At 33.5% G+C, this 14421-nt stretch carries 7 protein-coding genes, 1 tRNA gene and 3 pseudogenes; 6 read left to right on the forward strand and 5 right to left on the reverse strand.

What is annotated here, in order from left to right; all coding sequences use genetic code 11:
• Positions 1 to 287: 287 nt before the first annotated feature.
• Entirely contained in the window at positions 288 to 2024 is a 1737-nt protein-coding gene (locus BST92_RS06685; protein WP_342747843.1) for a tetratricopeptide repeat protein, read from the reverse strand.
• A 120-nt stretch (positions 2025 to 2144) separates the two neighbouring features.
• On the opposite strand from BST92_RS06685, the gene BST92_RS06690 reads away from it, so the two are divergent.
• The 3 genes and pseudogenes from BST92_RS06690 to BST92_RS06700 all read left to right on the forward strand — a co-directional run bounded on the left by BST92_RS06690 (position 2145) and on the right by BST92_RS06700 (position 5013).
• On the forward strand, positions 2145 to 2423 hold the full coding sequence (locus BST92_RS06690) for a hypothetical protein (RefSeq protein WP_105070749.1): 279 nt from the start codon (positions 2145 to 2147) through the stop codon (positions 2421 to 2423).
• Positions 2424 to 2448: 25 nt separating this feature from the next.
• Entirely contained in the window at positions 2449 to 3687 is a 1239-nt protein-coding gene (locus BST92_RS06695) for an oligosaccharide flippase family protein (protein ID WP_105070750.1), read from the forward strand.
• Positions 3688 to 3802: 115 nt separating this feature from the next.
• A pseudogene (locus BST92_RS06700) lies at positions 3803 to 5013 on the forward strand (glycosyltransferase).
• Here the strand turns inward: BST92_RS06700 and BST92_RS06705 are convergent.
• The 3 genes and pseudogenes from BST92_RS06705 to BST92_RS06715 all read right to left on the reverse strand — a co-directional run bounded on the left by BST92_RS06705 (position 5000) and on the right by BST92_RS06715 (position 10797).
• Positions 5000 to 6514: a cellulase family glycosylhydrolase gene (locus BST92_RS06705; protein WP_105072214.1), complete on the reverse strand. Its 1515-nt coding sequence runs from the start codon at positions 6512 to 6514 to the stop codon at positions 5000 to 5002. The pseudogene BST92_RS06700 and the gene BST92_RS06705 overlap by 14 nt on opposite strands.
• Positions 6507 to 7715, reverse strand: a complete 1209-nt coding sequence (locus tag BST92_RS06710) for a hypothetical protein (RefSeq protein ID WP_105070751.1) — start codon at positions 7713 to 7715, stop codon at positions 6507 to 6509. Before BST92_RS06710 ends, BST92_RS06705 begins: the two co-directional genes overlap by 8 nt.
• A pseudogene (locus BST92_RS06715) lies at positions 7715 to 10797 on the reverse strand (hypothetical protein). Before BST92_RS06715 ends, BST92_RS06710 begins: the two are co-directional and overlap by 1 nt.
• Positions 10798 to 10973: 176 nt before the next feature.
• On the opposite strand from BST92_RS06715, the gene BST92_RS06720 reads away from it, so the two are divergent.
• Positions 10974 to 11807 (forward strand): dolichyl-phosphate beta-glucosyltransferase, encoded by an 834-nt coding sequence (locus BST92_RS06720; protein WP_105070752.1) that lies wholly within the window; start codon positions 10974 to 10976, stop codon positions 11805 to 11807.
• Here the strand turns inward: BST92_RS06720 and BST92_RS06725 are convergent, their stop codons facing one another.
• Positions 11808 to 12485 carry an SCO family protein gene (locus tag BST92_RS06725; protein ID WP_105070753.1) on the reverse strand — a complete coding sequence of 226 codons (678 nt, stop codon included), beginning with the start codon at positions 12483 to 12485 and terminating at the stop codon, positions 11808 to 11810.
• Between the two features lie 301 nt (positions 12486 to 12786).
• On the opposite strand from BST92_RS06725, the pseudogene rseP reads away from it, so the two are divergent.
• Positions 12787 to 14132: pseudogene (gene rseP / locus BST92_RS06730) on the forward strand (RIP metalloprotease RseP).
• 102 nt (positions 14133 to 14234) lie between these two features.
• Positions 14235 to 14308, forward strand: a tRNA-Asn gene (locus BST92_RS06735).
• The last annotated feature ends 113 nt before the right edge of the window (positions 14309 to 14421 follow it).

Below are 14421 nucleotides of genomic sequence, written 5' to 3' on the forward strand. Positions count from 1 at the left end.
ATCCAGCTGCTGTAGTAGATGCAATATTACTTTGCTGTCCATAAATATCAAGTGCTGTGCGATCTGAAAATTTATAGCCTAGGGATGCTTGTAATCGATAGGTAGATTGCCTACCGTTACTTTCTATAAATTGATAACCTGTTGCGGCGCTTAGATCATAATACCATTGATTTTTTTAATACTATCTAGACTTCTATTAAGGTTAAAGAAAATTTCTACAGCATTAAACCTACTAGGACTGAAGTATACTGTAGGGACTTGATTCTCAAAAGTGATGTATTGATAGTTTAGTCCAGCTTTAAGTGATGGTTTTTTAAAAAATTATAATATAGAGATGTAAACAAAAGATTCCTTGAATTACCATCATTTTGAGATGTATAAAAATATTGAGTGAACCATCCTAGGTTAAAATTAGTACTCAAATTATAATTGACGTAAAAATTACTTTGTACTAGCTGACGCTCTAATAATGCGGTGTTAAAACTTTCTACATTTCTTTTAAATCCTATATCTATGGATTGTAGCTTTATATATTTAATTTGAAGAGAGATGTCAGTCGTTAATTCTTCATAGTTATTATTATCTGCATTAATACTATTAATACCTGCGATTCCTTTTAGCTTTATATTGGGTAAAAACTCATAAGCTGCTCCTATTTGAAAAAGCTGTGTCATCGCTTGAGAAGAAAGTTGATCATTAAAAGTGTCTCTATAATTGTAGTTTCCTAAGAGGGAAAGTTTTGTGCTTACAGGTACGATAAGATTAACGTCTAGATTGTAAGCCTCGTTATCTCCATTATCAAAGCTATAACTAGGTTTAACTGTCGTTACCGGTGTAAATTGTTGATCTAGGGTTTTAATAAATTGAAGCGCATCTTTCTGGTCCTTATAAATCTCTAATGTCCTGTTAGCAGATGTATAAGCCGCTTTATAATTACCTATTGCTTTTTGAGCGTTAGACTTACCTAAGTTACCATCAAAAGAAGTGCTCTCTGTAGCAAGAATCTGATTATAATCGTTTATACTTTTCTTAAAATTACTTTTATAAATGTTTAAAGTAGCCCTTAATGCTAGCAACCAGTTCTCTGTACCAAAACGCTCTATTTGAGAATTTATTAAAGTTTCAGCTTCTTTATATTTACTATTCCATATAAGTGCTTGAATGTTGCGCTCGACGGATTGTTGCTCAATATTTTTAGGTGTAGTTGTATTTAAGGTAGACATCGCTTTTTCTGAGAATCGCAATGCTGTTTTTTCTTTTCCTTGTAAGTGCTGGACTAGGGATATACCGTTAAATGAAATAATACTGTCTGTTTTAGTCCTGTTAATTTTTTCATAGGTGATTAAAGCACTGTCTACTTGCGTAGCTATTAAATAGGTGTTTGCAAGAACCTGTAAAGTTTCTGTATCGTATTCTAGAAAAATTAAATTATCCTTTAAAAGTTGCACTGCTGGTTTAAAGTTTTGTGCTTGAACCAGTTGATTAGAATAACCTAGGTTGATATATTTTTTTGATGTTAACGCATTAGGATTGCCTGGATCGATTACAAGTGCTCTGTTAATATAATCTTGAGCTTGTGGATATTCTTTAAGGTTAGATAAGGTGTTAGCATATCCTAAAACTGCAGGAAAACTTTGATCGTTCTCTTTTAATAATCCTTGATAATAAGATTTTGCATCAATATACTTTTTGTTCCACAAAAGAGATTCGGCATAGTTTAATTTGATTTCAAAATCTTGTGGATATTGCTCTAAAAGGCCTTCAAATATAGCTGTCGCTTCATCGGGATTACCGCTTAATCCAGTAGCTCTTCCTAGACAAAGTTGAGCTGTTTTGTTATCTGGATAATCCTTAAGAATGTCTTTAAAAAAGGTTTTGGCCTCTTTAAAATCTCCCATTTCAAGTAGTTCAAAACCTGGGTTCATGTTCTGACTATAACTATAATGTGTAGCTAATAAGACGATGAGCGTTACAAAAGTCTTATTAAGTACTTTATGTAAATAAGGTTGAAAAGGTTTTATCATAAGATATTATTCATTCGTCTACACTTAATTGCCGCTAAACGAAATATGCCGTTTTGACCTCAAGTTCAGAGCCATATTTGCAATGTAATTAAAATCAGCTAACAATCTAAATATAAAATTATGTCACTTACTATTAAAAGAACAGAAGGAGTATATCAATTATCAGGAGTGTTAAATGCTACCACATCTAATTGCTTAATCAATCATATTAATTTTCTCCTTAATGAAGAGGCAGAGGTTAATATTAATATTGATGGATTACAATTAATAGATCAAAATGGTGTAGCAGCCTTTATGACTATAATGTCCTATTCTTTACGTCCAGATAAAAATATTTATATTTCTGGTAAAGGTTATAAAGACATTTATAATGAATATAGATATAGATCAATAGCCTAATTCATTTGCCCTTTAAACTGAACTTATGCAATTAATCACTTCATTAACGAGGAAAAAAATATCTCCTGAGCAGCTTTTTATGTTAAGCGTTTTGGTAGTTAATGGAGGTAATTATATTTACAATTTGGTCCTAGGTAGATTATTAGGGCCAGCCCAATTTGCAGATGCTGCTATTTTAATAACCTTTTTATTGGTTCTATCTTTTCTAGCGATGACTTTCCAATTAGTCACAGCAAAATATGCTGTATTGCTTGAAAATTCACAACTTCCTTCTTTTTTAAAAAACATTTTAAATTCTTCTCTTGTAGTAGGCATTATTGCAGGTCTTGCAGTAATATTATTTTCTGGTCAACTACAGGGTTTATTTCACACTACTAGTAAGAATATGTTTGTCATTTTTGGAGTGGCAGTTCCTTTTTACTTTTTAATGAGTGTAAATCGTGGGTTTCTACAAGGTAAGAACGATTTTAAAGGACTGGCCATTACTTATCAATCTGAAATGTTAGTAAGATTAGGTCTTACTATATTATTACTCTTTATTTTAAAAATTGATCCTATTTTTATAGTAGCCATCGGGATACTGGTGTCTTTAATATTAGGATTATTTCCTTTTAAAATGTCTTCAGTTTTACAATTAGCCGCTGGTAAAATTGACAATCATTTATCTAAGCAAATCAAACGTTTTTTCCTAGTAACTCTTTTCTATGAACTAACGCAAATTATCATTAATAATAGTGACATATTATTAGTTAAACATTACTTTGAAGATACTGAAGCAGGCTTATATGCCTCACTTGCATTAATAGGTAGAGTGGTGTATTTTATGGCCTGGATGTTTGTAATGCTCTTATTACCTAAGGTTATTTCATTGCAAAAAGAGGGGAAACAAACTCAGTCATTACTTTTTAAATATGTAGGTTACATATCTTTATTATGTATCTTAATAATTGCAGGCACCGCTTTATTTCCAGAGTTAGTAGTAGAGATACTTTTTGGGAATGCCTATACAGACATAGCACCATTGTTATGGAAGTATGCTATTGCAACCTCTTTATTTGCCATTGCAAATATTTTCTCTTATTACTTTTTGTCATTAGGTAAGTATAAGCCGGTGATTATTTCTGGTGTTATGGGATTAGCACAAGTTGCTCTTATCATCTTGTACCATAAAAACCTAGATCAAGTAGTACTCGTTCAAATATTAGCAATGACCATTCTTATGATCATGCAGATTATATACTTCATCGCTAGTAAAAAATCTTAAAACCAATTATCTACAGTTAATTGCCATTCATCTACACTTTATAACGGTCAATCTTATTATCTCTTATAGAGCTTTAATATTTACCAAATTTGTACTGTAATTAAAAATAACTACCATGAAATTAGCAATCGTAACAGCATATCCACCTAGTAAAGTAACTTTAAATGAGTATGCCTTTCATCTGGTTAAAAGCTTTAGATTAAAAGAGGAGATTACAGAAATAGTATTGCTTACAGATAAAACAGAAGGCGCTAAAGATTTAAGTTTTGAGGCTAATGGTTGTAAGATATCAGTAAAAGAATGTTGGTCATTTAATAGTTACTGGAATATTAAAAATGTAACTGCAGCAATTAATGAAACTGATCCTGATAATATTCTTTTTAATCTTCAGTTTATGAAATTTGGAGATAAGAAAGTAGCAGCAGCTCTAGGTTTAATGCTTCCTTTAATTTGTAAAATCAAGAAAATACCAACCATTGTTTTACTTCATAATATCCTTGAAGAAGTAGATTTAGGAAGCGCTGGATTCACTAATAATAAAATACTTACTTCTTTATATGGTATGGTAGGGACTTTACTTACTAAGTTAATCTTACAAGCAGATATAGTTGCTGTTACCATGAATAAGTATGTGCAAATATTAGAAAAAAAGTACAGAGCAAAAAATGTTGTTCTTATACCTCACGGAACTTTTGAGGTAGCCACTAAAGAACCTTCTTATTCCATTCCAGATGGGCCTTTACAGGTAATGACATTTGGTAAATTTGGTACATATAAAAAGGTAGAATCAATGATTGAGGCCGTTGAATTAGTTAGAAAAAGAACAAGCCTTGATATAGAAATTGTGATTGCAGGAACAGACAACCCTAACGTTCCAGGATATTTAGATCATGTGAAAAAAAATATGCTAATGTAAGTCAATTGAGATTTACCGGTTATGTAGAAGAAGTTGAGGTTCCTGTTTTATTTAATGAAAGTGCTGTAGTTGTTTTTCCTTATACATCAACGACTGGTAGTTCTGGAGTGTTGCATCAGGCAGGTAGCTATGGGAAAGCGGTTGTGATGCCAGATTTAGGAGATCTTGCATTGCTGACACAAGATGAAGGTTATAGAGGCGAGTTTTTTGATCCTACAAGTGTTGAAAGCCTAGCACTTTCAATAGAAGCAATATTGACTAATGAGGCTCATAGAGTATCTATCGCCAAAGCTAATTTTAAGGCAGCAACATCTCACCCTATGAGCAGAATCGCAGGAATGTATTTAAATACCTTTGAGCAAATCAATCAACGTAAAAATAAAACAGCGATCTCTTTTAATGCTGGTTAATATATTTAAAAGAAGATTTTTTCTTTCCCCTGGAATCTAGAAATCCATAAAATTTTTGTGGATTTCTACGCCATGGATATGTTCCTGTAACATTTTCTGGCACAGATTCAAAGTCATAAAGAGTCCAAGACATAAACGCAAGTTTATTCTTATTGAGTAGTTCTTGGGCTTCTTTATGATAATTTGCTTGTTCTTCCTCGCTAGATCCCATTAAATTCCATAAGCCCGAGTATGAGCTTACTCCATATTCTGTAACAGCAATTTTTTTGTGACCAGTTGTATTTTTTAAATCAGTTAGAGCACTTTCTAACTCATTTAAGGGTTGATAATAATGAAAGGTTACAAAGTCAACTTGATCAACTAATGCGGTTGCACTGATAATGTTAGACCACCCAATCGTTATGGGGTGCATGTCATCTATTAATTTAATTCTATAAATCATATGCTCTAACCACGATTCTACAGCTTCTTTATTTCTAGAATTATAATCTAGGTCTGGTTCATTTTTTATATCATAACCTAGAAGTGCATCATGATCCTTAATGGTCTGTACAACTTGTAATAAATGCTGTTGCGTCATGGTCCAATCGCTTACGGTATAATTGCCATAAAAATCAAATAGCGTGACTAATACTTTTATATCTGCTATTTGCGCTTGATCTAATAATACTTGCAACCTTTCAAGCTTGTCTACTGCGACATGCTCTTTGCCAAAGTCTTCATATCCTACAAAAATTCTAATACTATTAAGACCAGCATCTTTGATGATTTTGAAATCTGTTGCTATAGTGTCTTGATGAAATTGTGTGCCAAATGTGTCCCAAGGAGCACTTCTTGGGTAGTAATTAATACCTTTTAAATTAATATTTAAAGGACGAGAAGAAACCTTTTTTAGTTTCTCAGTTGAAGATGTTTTTACAAATTGTCTAATGCGCCAGTATCCATCTTCTAACAGTAAAATGATTTTGTAAGAGTTTAAGCTGCTAGATTTATTTACAAAAACTCCATCTTTATAAAGTTGTTCATGCACGAGCACATCTGTATCAGTGAGGACAATTAATTGACCATCTTCACTAAAAAACTCTACCTTGGGATGATGTTCTAGCGTGGTCATCTCGACACTAATCTTTTTACTTAAGTTGTAATCTATAAGTTGAGTAATCTTTGCGGTAGCATTTGCCGTATAATAATCTTCAATACCAGTAAGTGAATTGTTCTTTAATGCTCTTACTCTTACATACCATGCGTTTAAATAATCTTCTTCAACAGATTGTAAAGTAGTAGCATCTAGCGGTCTACCTTTTATACTGGACGTGTCCCATTCTATAATAGGGATGTAATAGCGCTCCTGTATTTGCTCAGTATGTAGCATTGTGCTACGATCTGCTCCAGTATTAAGATAGCTATAGAGGCTACTTATTCCCAGTGTAATTAATGCGATAATAAATATGTAAAATAAGATAAGCCCACCACGCAGTATGTTTTTATTTGTTCTATTCACAGTGTACATTTTTAATTTTGCGAGTAATGCCACCAGAAATAATCTCAAAAGTGTAAATACCGTTCGGTATCAAGTCTGGATTTAATTTAAATTGTACTCGACCGTTGTAGCTTTGTTTTAAATAACTTTCGTTGGTCTCTTTGCCTTTAATAATTAATTCTACCGTCACGCCATCTGGTATAATTTGTCCCATAAAACTTTTTAAGGGTCCTACAGTAATGGTTCTATTACCATCATTAAATTGAATGTCATAATCATCAAACACTTGTTCAAATTCCATATTTAAAGTATTGCTACTTGCCATACCTGCAACTGCGGCTGTTACAGACCACTTTTCGGCTTTCTCAGGATGTATCATACTAGCCGTTGCTATTCCTTTAATAGTTGTTCCTGTTGTTTGTAATACGGCGCCCCATTTATTAGTTATGTAAAAAGTGACTAAGGTGCCATCACTTACGATATTGTCATAACGGTCCTTAAGAATTGAGGTGTGGAATGTGACTAATTGATTACCGTCTGCATATGGGTGATTACGCTTTCGCGAAAGCGTAAAATCAACAGGCAGTCCTGCTTTAATGTCTACCGTAAATTCTTTACTAAACTGATCATCAACGTTTGAAGCAAATAAAATATTTTCAGTTTTTTTAGTACTGTATATATAATCGTAAGCGATGAGGTTTTCAACGTCAGATGAGTTTTGTGTGCGAGTGGTTTCTTTATTATAATTAAATAAGACTGTGGTACCATCTTTTTGTACGTTATCTAATGAATCTAGTGGTATAGAGACGGCCATACTATAATCAGTGTCACCTGCAATGATACTAGGTGGACCTATGTAGGTTTCCATTTTCACTGTTTGTGACACAGGAGTGATGGTAAAACTACCGTATTGTGCAGTATTCAAAATATGCCACTTAACTATACCTGACACATTGCTTATGAACTGTGGGATTTCATAACTAACAACGCTGTTTTCAATTTGTGGGCTAATTAACGTGCTACCTAAGTTATAAGAAAGTAATAGATCATAGGTGTCCGTTTTATGCCCATTAAATTTTAAGTTGATTTGTTCACCTGCGGTATGGGTAAATTTATGGTTAAAAGGTGATAAATCTGACTTTAGAATTGCCTCATCTTGAGTCATGCTGTTAGATATAATTAACAACATCAGTATCAATAGAAATGTGGCTTTAATTCTCATTATTTTGGATTACCTATATAAGCGTTAGTTTCTAGTTTTATGTATGGGTAAATACTGTTGTCTATTTTTTGTAGAGCATTAAAAGTAGTTTTTCTAGTAGGGACTACTTTTTGTGCGACATCTTCATTGGGTAACCCATTAACAAAGCAGTTACTCATATCAGTACTAAGGGTTTTAATTTCAATATCAGTTAGTAGATTATATTCAAATCCTTGTTTACGTTGTGGTCTTACCGCATCTTTTACAAAGTTATAATCTACCCATACTAAATCTTTATTTTGATTATAGTAAGAGATGATAAGTTGTGGGATGGTCAGTTGTTGTGTGCCTGAATTAAACAGTTGGCCTTTTATTTTCCCGTCATGAATATAAAGGTCACTTATGGATAGGCCTTTATAGAGGTCTGTATTTGCTACATTTCCAGCTGCTTGAATATTAAAAATAGCAGGTTTGTTTTTAAAGTCGACAGGTGTATACTGATCTGGATCAAAAGTTTTAGGTATGGAATCGTTTATACTGGTCCATGCGATACCTTCAAAATTGATTTTAAAGCTACTTATTTCTTTGGGCATTAATTTATGCTTAACAACAAATTTTGCATTATGACTGGCAAGTAGGTTATTTTCATTATCATATAAAGAGCCTTTTAAAACTACGTCTGCAGGTACAGTATCTATATTTTGTACTTCTCCTATAATAGAATAATGGTCTTCACATTCTATTAATCTTGCATTTAATATTTCTAAAGATGGTTGTTTAAGAATGTCTTCATGATATGTTTGTTCTGTACTAATGCGTCTTCTACCTTGATTAAAAAACACCGTTTTATTTTCTGTAAATAGCTGATCAGGTGGTAGGTCGGTTTCAACTTCCTCTGGTTCAACATACCATTTACCATCATATTTTATTGCAGTCAGGTAATCTGATTTTTTAACCTTTTCAAGAGGTGTAATCCATTCAGTATCTACTTTGAGGCTGACAGTATTTTCTGTTGATTTTAAAGTGGTCGTTTCTATGTTATCTAGCTTTGCATAAGAGCTTAATAAGCCATCTGTGACAGATATTTGTAACATATATTGATCTAGTGGAAGATCACTTTCAGGATTTATAAAGCTATGTGCTTTTTCAAACTCTTTAAAATCTATTGCGTCATAATAGGCAAGGACTACATTATCTGGACTGTGTTGGGTGTTGTTTTTAAGGTAAAAAATATACATTCCATAACAAGTAATGATTAATAGTATTAATGACCAGGCATGAATGACGTGGAGTAGATTACTTTTAAATGGTGTGTATGGGTCTGGAATTTTAAGATATGCAGCAACAGCTGTTTTCTTATATTTCAGCATTCTGGTAATTAAGAGCTGTATATTTAGTATAAACGCTACTAAAATAGTAAGTATAGGTATAGTTCCCCATAATATTTTTTGCCACTTTGCTACATCAACTAGCGGCAAGATATTAGATAATGGTGGGACGTTCATTTTTTCCCATACCATAATTCCGTTTTCTAATTGTTCTAGTCGCTGCCAGCCACAGAAATATAGCATGGGATCATAGAACTTATCATTTGAAAAAATGTATTTAAGATTATACTTTTCAGGTACGGTTAAAAATTGTTGTAAGGAACCAATGCCTTCAACACCTTTAAATTTTGAGTTTTCTAACCTTTCAATAGGTCTGGTTGTTAGTTCAGGTAGTCGTCTTGCTGAATGATAATTACCGTCTACGCTCAGTGCTTTGGTCTGTGCAGATAGCCATGCCATTTGATCTCCAAAACCTAGTGTTAAGTATCGCCAGTGATCATGCTGGTCCTGACTTAAAAAATTAACAATAGGAAGCATTTTAATCTTTGCTGGTTGAGATGGCCTAAAATAGCCCAGTGTCATTGTAAAGATGGTCATAAAAATAAATAGCCCAGCAAGAACAGCTCCAGCCAGTCTATGATAAACGGCACCTATTTTTTCTTGTATTAAGATTTTAATATCTCCTTGAATAAAGCGATAGGCAAACTCACCTAGCATAGGTAAAGACATTATAGATGCCCATAGTGTAAAGCGATCTAGTGTAAGTATGTTAAAGGCATTCTCGCCTAGAAACATCTTAGGGATAGGTGTAGTTCCTCCAGTGCCCAATACGGTAAGTATGGTTATAGATAGACCAAAAAATAAATACCGTTTACTATAATACCTATAGAATATGTAAGGTAAGATGATTAGTAAAATTCCCCAAGGGATTAAGAAAAATACTAAACCAGATGAGGTGACCTCTAAAAAATTATCCCTAGATCCATGCGGTATAGGTACTTGAGTAATAGGGTTGTTCTTTGTGTTAATCCAGTATGGTAAAATACATCCTATTATAATAAACAGTGATGACATCCCAAATCCAACGATACGTTTAAATAATTTAAAGAAACTTTTTAAAAAACACTAAAAGTAATTTCTTTAATAGAATCAACTTGTTCTCTTGCGTGATCCATGATTACCATCCCGATTAATGGGAAAATAAAGAATACCATTCCAAATATAGGAGTAACATGATGTGAGGTTACTGTTACTGCAATAAGAGAAAGAGAGGTGAAGTAATATCTATAGTTACCTGTTTTGAGCCATAAATATATCTCAGGTAAACAGTGCATTAATATAGATATTCCTATAATGCTGGGTAGCTGTCCAAAAATATGAAGCGTTTCTACAAATGAAGATGAAAATACTGCTAGCAAGGCCGCATATCCAGCAGCTGTTCTACTAGCTGTTATCAACAGCGAGAATCTATAAACACCAGTTATAAATAATATGATACCTATTATCGCAACGGTAAACATTCCAAATTTTAATCCGCCTACATAGCTTAATAGGCCTATACATTGATGTACTAACGGTGGGTAACTCATCACTGTAAAACCCGTATACCATTTGTAATTCCATGGTTCAAACCAGCTAGTTGCATAATGCTCTGCAAAAAATAGGTGTATCAAGGCATCATAAGTAGTCTCTAAAGTGAAGAATATAGCACTACCATGAAAAGCAATCCCTATAAATAGGGCTGCTATTAAAAGCTTATTAGTGGTTTTTTTCAACTTCAAGTCCATTACTTTAATGATGTGATAAAGATATGACAACCGCAGCATCCGTTCACTGGCATTGAACTATAGTAAACAACTATTCGTCTACACTTCTTTTATGCCTAACGAAAACCGCCAATTTAAGACCTCTTCTACAGGTAATTTTGGGTCATAATTAAACATCAATTATTATGAAAACTGGAATTATCATCCCTTGCTACAACGAAGAAAAAAGAATAGACACAGCTGCATTTAATGCCTTTATTCAATCTCATGAAGACTATCATTTATGTTTTGTAAATGATGGAAGTAAAGATAATACTCTAGATGTACTAAATACAATGCAAAGAGAAACTCCTAGTAGAGTAAGTATTGTAGATGTGAAAAAAAATGCAGGTAAAGCAGCAGCAGTAAGATCTGGTGCTAGGTACTTATTTAATCGTGAAGATATCGATTACATAGGCTTTATCGATGCAGATTTATCTACCGACTTTAAAGATTTCAAAAAGTTGGTAGATACTCTTCACAACAATGATGAGTTAACAATGGTATATGGATCTAGAGGTAAAGGTGAAGGTCAAATTGAGCGCAATGTATTGAGAAAACTATTTTCTCAAATCGTAAAACTATTCATCTTTATGATTTTAGGATTACCTATTGAAGACACACAATGTGGTGCAAAAGTCTTTAAAAGAGACATTATTCCACTTGCATATGATAAGCAGTTTTTAACGAGATGGTTATTTGATGTAGAGATTTTCTTGAGAATGAAAAAGCATTTTGGTAGAAAAGCAATTATGAATAAAATGTATGAGCAGCCATTAGAAAGATGGGTACATATGGATGATTCAAAATTAGGATTTAAAGACGCAATTCAAATCCCAGTAATGTTAATGAGTATCTGGTATTCTTATAATTTAACGGCTCAATTTGCAGTTACAGCACCGCAATTTCAATTAGCAGTTAATGATGGCTTTGAAGTATATGCTGGCGATGTAAATTGGGAAGGTCGTATGGCAGCATAATTACTCTTCATAAGTAGCTTTAAGTATGTATATGTCCTCAATAAGAGCTTCTATTTCTTCCATTTGAGTGCCATCATAAGTACGACTGCGCAACCTGCCTTCTTTATCTATAAGAACAAAGTTTTCAGTATGTACCATGTCATACTTACCTCCATAAGGAGCATCTTTAGCAGCTAGATAAGATTTACGCGCTAGATTGTAAATTTGTTCTTTTTCACCAGTGACGAGGTTCCATTTATGATCCAGTACACCTTTTTCAAGAGCATAGGCTTTTAATATCTCAGGCGTATCATATTCAGGCGTTACACTATGTGATAGAAAAAACACCTCATCATCATCCTTAAACTCTTTTTGCAATACGGTCATGTTTTTAGTCATCGTTGGACAAATGGTGGGACAAGTTGTGAAGAAAAAGTCAGCCACATAGATTTTGCCTTGATAATCCTGTTCAGTAATTGTATCTCCATTTTGATTAATTAATTGAAATGGCGCTACTTTGTGATATTTCTTTACAAACAGCATGCTGTCGTCTACCAGTGTAGGATCAAACTGGTCTGGTTGTAAAACTATTAAATCTTTCTTGGGCGTTAATAAATGTTGCATAGCCAGGAAAATGACCGTGCACAGCACAAGCATAAAAAGAGCACGCCATTTATTTTTAATCAAGAATTGAAGCATGTGTGATACTTTTTTACAAAATTACGACCTAATTATCAGCTGTTCTAGTCTTTGTCGGAGACTTTCATAAACACTTAAAATTTGATTTAAAAATTATAGATACTTTAATAAAGTAAAGTGGTTTTTTTACGCTTTCGCGGAAGCGTATTCTCAAAATAATACTCTCTCTTCCATCCAGTAGTTAATTACAACGACCATAAAGCTGTACGCTGTGCGCCTTAATTGCTTGAGCAATTAACCATATAGATTGTGTAAAATGAGTGCAAAGGCCTATTTTTGCGCTCGTTAAATTAGAACAGCAATGCATCCATATCTGGTAATAGCCATCAATTTTTTACTGAGTCTTTCATTACTTATCGTTTTACACGAGTTAGGACATTTTATTCCAGCACGGTTATTCAAAACGAGAGTCGAAAAATTCTTTTTATTTTTTGATATCAAATATTCTTTATTTAAGAAAAAAATAGGGGAGACAGAGTATGGAATAGGCTGGTTACCATTAGGTGGTTATGTGAAAATCGCTGGAATGATTGATGAAAGCATGGATAAAGAGCAAATGGCCGAAGAGCCTAAGCCTTGGGAATTCCGTTCTAAACCAGCATGGCAACGACTAATCATAATGTTAGGTGGTGTTGTTGTAAATGTGATGGTAGGTTTTTTCATTTACATTATGATTTTTATACCTATGGTGGTGAGCAGGCTACGGGAACAGATTATAAATTTGGTTTTGGGATGCCGCCGGTCTTACAAGAAATAGGCTTTAAGAATGGAGATCAAGTATTGCTTGTTGATGGTGATACATTACAAATTGCAGATAATCTGGTAAACAGACTTGTTTTTAGGGATGTAGAAACGGTAACGGTTATAAGAGATGGTAGTCCAGTAGATATTACTATTCCAGAAGATATAGGTAAACGTGTTTTTTATGCAGACATTATGGGACCTCTAGAGGCTAGGTTTCCATTTGAGATAGGTGATGTTGAACCAGGAACTGTTGCAGACTCTATAGGGCTTAAACCAGGAATGACTATCGTAGAGATGGCAGGATACCCTATTTCTTATAATACAGATTATACTTATGCCATTAACCATGTAGTTAATGATAGTACACCATTTGAATTAAAAATTCAGAATGAAAACGGCATGGTGCAAACCAAAATTATTGATTTTAAAAACAATAAGAGACGTGTCATAGGTTTTAGAAAGAAACCTACTGTAGAATATGCTACTGCGACAAAACTGGATTATAGTTTTAGTGAGAGTATCAATAAGGGAATTTCCCATGGATACTGGACTATGCAGGATTATGTGAAACAATTTAAATATGTGTTCACTAAAAAAGGAGCAAGTCAATTGGGTGGTTTTGGAACCATCGCAAAGTTGTATCCAGATACATGGGACTGGCGTAAATTCTGGGAACGTACGGCATGGATATCTTTTGTGCTAGCGATTATGAATATTTTACCAATTCCAGCTTTAGACGGTGGACATGTCATGTTTTTACTTTATGAAATGGTTACAGGACGTAAGCCAGGCGATAAATTTTTAGAGCGCGCTCAGTTAATTGGGATTTTTATTTTACTTGCTTTAATGCTCTATGCAAATGGAAATGACCTATATAAGGCGATTTCAGAAAATTTCTTTTAAAGTAATTTCAATTATTCGCTAAAAAATTTGGCGGCAAATAAAAAAACGTTTTATATTTGCGCTCGCTAAAGCAAATTAGTTTTAGTGTTGTGTATATCACATTCCTCTTTAGCTCAGTTGGTTAGAGCATCTGACTGTTAATCAGAGGGTCCTTGGTTCGAGCCCAAGAAGAGGAGCAAAAATAGCCGTTCAGTAATGAGCGGCTTTTTTTATGCTTTAAAGAAAAGTTATAGGGTTCTTCATATTCTCACATTACTTCCTTAAGTACACCTTATTTCCCTATACTTAT

It is taken from the genome of Nonlabens arenilitoris, assembly GCF_002954765.1.
GTDB lineage: Bacteria > Bacteroidota > Bacteroidia > Flavobacteriales > Flavobacteriaceae > Nonlabens > Nonlabens arenilitoris.